The 6,127-nt window shown below is 68.2% G+C and carries 6 protein-coding genes and 1 pseudogene; 3 read left to right on the top strand and 4 right to left on the bottom strand.

Translation table 11 applies throughout. The features are described 5' to 3' along the window. Positions 1-250: pseudogene (locus ACFVJS_RS25655) on the bottom strand (L-erythro-3,5-diaminohexanoate dehydrogenase); the annotation flags it as partial. Between the two features lie 111 nt (positions 251-361). Here ACFVJS_RS25655 and ACFVJS_RS25650 point away from each other — a divergent pair. Then, positions 362-1,741 (top strand): KamA family radical SAM protein, encoded by a 1,380-nt coding sequence (locus ACFVJS_RS25650; protein ID WP_378886286.1) that lies wholly within the window; start codon positions 362-364, stop codon positions 1,739-1,741. A gap of 42 nt (positions 1,742-1,783) precedes the next feature. On the opposite strand, the gene ACFVJS_RS25645 is transcribed toward ACFVJS_RS25650, so the two are convergent. From ACFVJS_RS25645 to ACFVJS_RS25635, 3 genes are all read right to left on the bottom strand, one after another. Continuing rightward, on the bottom strand, positions 1,784-2,227 hold the full coding sequence (locus ACFVJS_RS25645; protein ID WP_040755579.1) for an Lrp/AsnC family transcriptional regulator: 444 nt from the start codon (positions 2,225-2,227) through the stop codon (positions 1,784-1,786). Positions 2,228-2,319: 92 nt separating this feature from the next. Then, complete coding sequence (locus tag ACFVJS_RS25640) at positions 2,320-3,021, bottom strand: cache domain-containing protein (RefSeq protein WP_378886284.1); 702 nt, start codon at positions 3,019-3,021, stop codon at positions 2,320-2,322. Further along, the gene (locus tag ACFVJS_RS25635; RefSeq protein ID WP_378886282.1) at positions 3,018-3,758 is read right to left on the bottom strand and encodes a FadR/GntR family transcriptional regulator; all 741 of its coding nucleotides are present in this window, start codon (positions 3,756-3,758) and stop codon (positions 3,018-3,020) included. The genes ACFVJS_RS25640 and ACFVJS_RS25635 overlap by 4 nt, the downstream gene beginning before the upstream one ends. An 86-nt stretch (positions 3,759-3,844) precedes the next feature. On the opposite strand from ACFVJS_RS25635, the gene ACFVJS_RS25630 reads away from it, so the two are divergent. Both ACFVJS_RS25630 and ACFVJS_RS25625 read left to right on the top strand, forming a co-directional pair. Beyond that, the gene (locus ACFVJS_RS25630; RefSeq protein WP_378886281.1) at positions 3,845-4,915 is read left to right on the top strand and encodes an ABC transporter ATP-binding protein; all 1,071 of its coding nucleotides are present in this window, start codon (positions 3,845-3,847) and stop codon (positions 4,913-4,915) included. A gap of 27 nt (positions 4,916-4,942) precedes the next feature. Continuing rightward, on the top strand, positions 4,943-6,127 hold a 1,185-nt coding region (locus tag ACFVJS_RS25625; RefSeq protein WP_378886279.1), incomplete at its 3' end, for an extracellular solute-binding protein.

Genomic DNA, 6,127 nt, shown 5'->3' with positions numbered 1-6,127 from the left:
GCATCTTGCCGCGGTCGGCGACGATGTCGAGCACCTCGCGGCGTACGGCATCTCCGTCGCCGTCATGTGCGGACTCGAGCTGCCGGAACGATGCGGCGTCCAGGTTCAGCCGCTCCACCCGGATCCGCACCTCGTCGGGCCAGAGCTCCTTGCGGGTGTCGAGTCGGCGGGCGGCCTGGGGCAGCGGCAACGAGCCGCCCACTGGCTCGTCGAGGACCCGGTGCAGGCCTGTCGGGTCAGAAGTGGTCATCGTCGTACGCCTCCTTGCGTGCCATCTCACGGCGGACCCTACCAGCGATTGATGGAAGAATTGCGGCCTAGGCTTGCAAACGCCGGAGGATATCCCGCTATGGTTGAGAGCATGACGGCAACCATCGAGCCCACGACCCGCGACGGACAGCCCTACGCCTACCAGCGCGTAGAGCTGGTCGAACCCGACTGGACCCGCTTCCCGGGATGGGCCGACGTGACCGAGGAGCAGTGGCACGACGTGCAGTGGCAGCGCGTCAACTGCATCAAGAACGTGCGCCAGCTGCGTGCCCTGATGGGCGATCTTCTCGAGGAGCGCTTCTACGCCGACCTCGAGAAGGACATGGCCGAGCGCGCGACCATGTCGATGCTGGTGCCGCCGCAGATGGTCAACACGATGGTGCCCTCGGGCGCGGACGCCGGCGAGGAGTTCACCGCCGCCTTCTACGCGGACCCGATCCGGCACTACATGATCCCGGTCTTCTCCGACCGCCGCACCGATTGGCCCTCGCACCCGCAGGCGAGCCGCGACTCGCTGCACGAGCACGACATGTGGGTCGCCGAGGGGCTGACGCACCGCTACCCGACCAAGGTGCTCGCCGAGCTGCTCTCCACCTGCCCGCAGTACTGCGGGCACTGCACCCGGATGGACCTGGTCGGCAACTCGACCCCGGTCATCGACAAGCTCAAGCTCACCGGCAAGCCGGTCGACCGCCACCAGGCGATGCTCGACTACCTCCGCAACACCCCGCAGGTGCGCGACGTGGTCGTCTCCGGCGGCGACGTCGCCAACCTGCCCTGGCCGCGGCTGGAGGACTTCCTCACCAAGCTGATGGAGATCGACAACATCCGCGACATCCGGCTGGCCACCAAGGGTCTGGTCGGGCTCCCCCAGCACTGGCTCCAGGAGCCGCTCCTGGAGGGGATGAGCCGGGTGACCAGCATCGCCCGCGAGCGCGGGGTGTCACTGGCCGTCCACACCCACGCCAACCACGCCAACTCGGTCACTCCTCTGGTCGCCGAGGCGGCCAAGGCGCTGCTGGCGGCAGGGGTTCGGGACGTACGCAACCAGGGGGTGCTGCTCGCCGGCGTCAACGCCGACAGCCACTCGCTGCTCGACCTCTGCTTCCGCCTGCTCGACGGCGCGCAGATCATGCCCTACTACTTCTACATGTGCGACATGATCCCGTTCTCGGAGCACTGGCGGGTCTCGGTCGCCGAAGCCCAGCGGATGCAGCACGACATCATGGGCTACCTGCCCGGCTTCGCCACCCCGCGCATCGTCTGCGACGTACCTTTCGTCGGGAAGCGCTGGGTCCACCAGCTCGCCGACTACGACACCGAGCGCGGCATCTCCTACTGGACCAAGAACTACCGCACCTCGATCGAGGCGTCCGACCCTGAGGCGCTCACCAGGACCTACGAGTACTACGACCCGATCCACACCCTGCCCGAGTCGGGCCAGGAGTGGTGGCGCACCCACGGGAAGTGACCGTGATCCGCCCGGCCCCGCAGCCCACGCCCAGATTCGGGCTCAGTGGGTCAGGGTCGGGCGGTTCTCGTAGTAGGTGTACATCGCGATCGTGGTCCGGGTGGACACGTTCGCGACCGAGCGGATCCGGCCGAGCAGCTCCTCGAGCGCCTCGGGGGTCGCCACCCGCACCTTGAGCATGTAGGACTCGACGCCTGCGATCGACCAGCAGGCCTCGACCTCGTGGAGGTCGGCGACGCGCTCGGGGCAGTCGTCGGGCTGGGACGGGTCCATGGGCTGCACCGCGACGAACGCGGTCAGCGGCACGCCGATCGCGGCGTAGTTGACCGTGGCGCCGTAGCCGGTGATCAGGCCTCGCTGCTCGAGCCGCTTGACGCGCTGGTGAACCGCCGAGGTCGACAGGCCGGTCGCCTTGCCCAGGTCGGTGTAGGACATCCGACCGTCCTCCGCCAACAGCTGGAGGATTTTACGGTCGGTGGCCTCGATCTCAGGTGCAGTCACGGCGACAGCGTACCCATAACAGCAATATCTCCGCCGCAACGTCCAAAAAACTAGTTGATGTCGAAAGATTTACGGCATCAGGAGGGCCAGCCGGCGAGCGGCTTCAATGCTCCTCGGTCCTCGTCGACAGCCTGGACCACGGCGAGCAGCCGGCCGTCCGGCGCCTCGTCCGGGGCCGGTCCCAGCGCCTCGCCGGTGGCTCGGTGCGGGTCCGCGGAGACGACCACCCTGCCGTGGGCGTTGACCAGGGTGCCGCGGATCTCGCGCAGGCCGGGCAACAGCATCCGCTCGAGGGTCTCGACCGTGGTGTCGGCGCCGGCGACACCGACCAACCGGCCGTCCGCGTAGACCGGCAGGGTCGTGGTCATGACGTACTCGTCCGCACAGACGAAGTCCACGTAGGGCCCGGCGATGTGGAGCTGCCCGGTGCGCTGCGGGACGCGGAACCACGACTGGCGGGTGTAGTCGATGGCGTCCCTCGTTCCCGGCACCTCGGCCTCGCCGAGGAAGTCGCGACCCGCGCCCTGCCACCAGGCCAGGTAGAGCCGCCGGTCACTGAGGGCGTCCGGTGCGGCGACGAACCCGCCGCCCAGGAGGTTCGGGTCCCGGAGGAACGCCAGCGCGCCTTCCTCGACGTGGGCCCGCAGCCGGTTCGAGGTGACCGGTCCGGCGGCGAAGAGGGCGCCGACCTCGGCACGGACCCGCTCGAGCTCGGTGAGGATGGAGCCGAAGTGCTGCTCGATCCGGACGGCGCAGTCGGCGGACACATCGATGTTCACTGGCGTACCACCTCATGGATCTCGGTCAGACGTTCAACGGCGTGGGTCACGTGGTCGCGTACGCTCGTGCGGGCCGCGGCGACGTCGCCTGACCCCAGCGCGGTGACCAGCGCGCGATGCCGCTCGGCGGATGCCTGCCGGAAGTCCGGTTCGCTCAGCGGCACTCGCAGCAACGTACCGAAGTCGGCCTCCTGTCGCACCACCTCTCGGGTGAGACGCGCCGACTGGGTCAGCGCGGCGACGGAGAGGTAGAGCTCGCTCTCGGCGTCGCGCCACCGGCCGACGTCCTCCTCGTCCGCCGGGATCAACAGGTCCTGGAGATCCTCGATCTCCTCCGGGGCAGCCCGCTCGGCGGCGAGCTCGGCGCACCCGGTCAGCACCACCAGATAGAGGCTCGCCCGGTCGCGCAGCTCCACACGCGACATGGTGGCGAGCCGTCCCTTCACGATGTCACCCGGGTCGGGTGCTCGCACGAACGAACCGCCACCACGTCCCCGCGTCGTCACCACCAGGCCCTGCGCCCGCAGCGAGACCAACGCCTCCCGGGCGGTCACGGTGGCCACCCCGAGCATCTGGGCGAGCTCGAGCTCGCTCGGCAGACGATCACCGTCGGCGAGTACGCCGGAGCGGATCGCCTCCGCGAGGCGGTTCTCGACACGTACGGCTCTGCCTTCGTCGCCGATCGGCGCGAAGATCGCCGACCGGGCGCGCGAGGTGATCGCACGGGGGTTGGCCACGATCGGGCTCCTCCTTCGAGTGGGTTTACGAAGAACTTACGCAGAAGGTCTTTAAAATCTAAGATCTGGTTCCATATGATTCAGCAATGCGACCGACCGAATCTCCGCAGATCCAGCTCGACGCCGTGTCCAAGGCGTACGGCGACGTGATGGCCGTCGACGCTCTCGACCTGACCATCGGCGACGGCGAGTTCTTCTCGATGCTCGGGCCCTCCGGCTCCGGCAAGACGACGGTGCTGCGCCTGATTGCGGGCTTCGAGCGCGCCGACTCCGGCATGATCCGTCTCGGCAGCGAGGACGTCACCGCGCTGGCGCCCTTCGACCGCGACGTCACCACCGTCTTCCAGGACTACGCGCTCTTCCCGCACCTCAACGTGCTCGAGAACGTCGCGTACGGCCTGCGTGTCCGTGGCGTCCCGAAGGCCGAGCGGACCTCCCGGGCACGGGAGGCGCTCGCGATGGTCCGCCTCGAGCACGTCGCGGCCCGGAAGCCGACCGAGCTCTCCGGCGGACAGCGGCAGCGGGTCGCGCTGGCTCGCTCGATCGTCGTACGCCCCAAGGTGCTGCTCCTCGACGAGCCGCTCGGCGCGCTCGACCTCAAGCTCCGTGAGCAGATGCAGGTCGAGCTCAAGCAGATCCAGCGTGAGCTGGGGATCACCTTCGTCTTCGTCACCCACGACCAGGAGGAGGCGCTGACCCTCAGCGACCGGATCGCGGTCTTCGACAGTGGTCGGATCGTGCAGCTGGGCACACCGAAGGAGATCTACGAGCGGCCGACGTCGCAGTACGTCGCCGACTTCGTCGGCACCTCCAACGTCTTCGACGAGCAGGCAGCCAAGCGGCTGCTGAGCATGGAGGGCGCCTTCGCCCTGCGGCCCGAGAAGATCCTGCTCTCCCCCGCGACCGCGAGCGCTCCCGCCGGCGCGATGACCGCGGCCGGGGTGATCACCGAGTCCATCTACATCGGCACCGGTCATCGCGTCCACATCGAGCTCGAGGACGGCACCAGGCTGGTCGCTCTCGAGCAGAACCGCGGCGCCCTGCACCCGGATGCCGCCGAACCAGAGTCTCGGGGCGACCGCGTGGTCGCCTCCTGGTCGCCGGGCGATCTGGTCCCTTTGGGCACCGACTCGTCCCGTGCCGTGCAACACCGATGAGCCAGAACCCATCAGAGAGGTTTGATCATGCGCAACATCCCAACCAGGTACCCCGCTGGCCGCACCCTTGGCGGAGCGGTCGCGGCACTGTCCCTGATCACGCTCACCGCCTGCGGCGGTGACAGCGGGACCGAGTCGACCGGGGCCGTCGAGAAGCTCGGCGAGAACGAGGGCGAGGTCTCGATCCTGGCCTGGCCCGGCTACGTCGAGGACGGCTCGACCGACCCGAAGGTCGACTGGGTCTCCAGCTTCGAGAAGGAGACCGGCTGCCAGGTGACCTCCAAGGTCTACGGCACCTCCGACGAGGCCTTCAACCTGGCCAAGTCCGGCGAGTACGACGTCGTGGCCGCCTCCGGCGACCTCACCCTGCGCATGATCGCGGCAGGTGAGGCGGCCGAGGTCAACACCGACCTGATCCCCAACTACGAGGGCATCTACGACTTCCTCAAGGACCGCGAGTGGAACACCGTGGACGACAAGAACTACGGCATCCCGCACGGCTACGGCGCCAACCTGCTGATGTACAACACCAAGGAGGTCACCCCGGCCCCGACCTCGTGGAAGGCGGTCTTCGAGGACGCGCCGAAGCACAAGGGCCAGGTCACCGCGTACGACTCGCCGATCTACATCGCCGACGCCGCGGTCTACCTGATGGCGCACCAGCCCGACCTGGGGATCGAGAACCCCTACTCGCTCGACGAGAAGCAGCTGGACGCGGCCGTCGAGCTGCTCAAGACCCAGCGGGCCTCGGTGGGTGAGTACTGGTCCGACTACACCAAGACGCAGGCCTCGTTCGAGACCGGCGACACCGTGGTCGGCACCACCTGGCAGGTGATCGCCAACCTGATCGACCCGAAGAAGGCCTCGGTCGAGGCGATCCTGCCCTCCGAGGGCGCCACCGGCTGGAACGACACCTGGATGATCTCCGCGAACGCCAAGTCGCCCAACTGCGCCTACGCCTGGCTCAACCACATCTCCGACCCGAAGATCAACGCCCAGGCGACGGAGTACTTCGGGGAGGCGCCCAACTCCGACAAGGCCTGCGAGTTCGCCTCCGAGGGCCACTGCGAGACGTTCCACGCCGGCGACGCGGAGTACGCCGAGAAGATCTGGTTCTGGAACACCCCGATCGAGAAGTGCCTGGACGGCCGGACCGACGTCAAGTGCACCGACTACCAGGACTGGACCAAGGCCTGGGCAGAGATCAAGGGG

It is taken from the genome of Nocardioides sp. NPDC057772 (genome assembly GCF_042798075.1).
Taxonomy (GTDB): domain Bacteria; phylum Actinomycetota; class Actinomycetes; order Propionibacteriales; family Nocardioidaceae; genus Nocardioides.
Note: the sequence above shows the minus strand (reverse complement) of the source record. Positions and strands in the feature narration are given on the sequence as shown.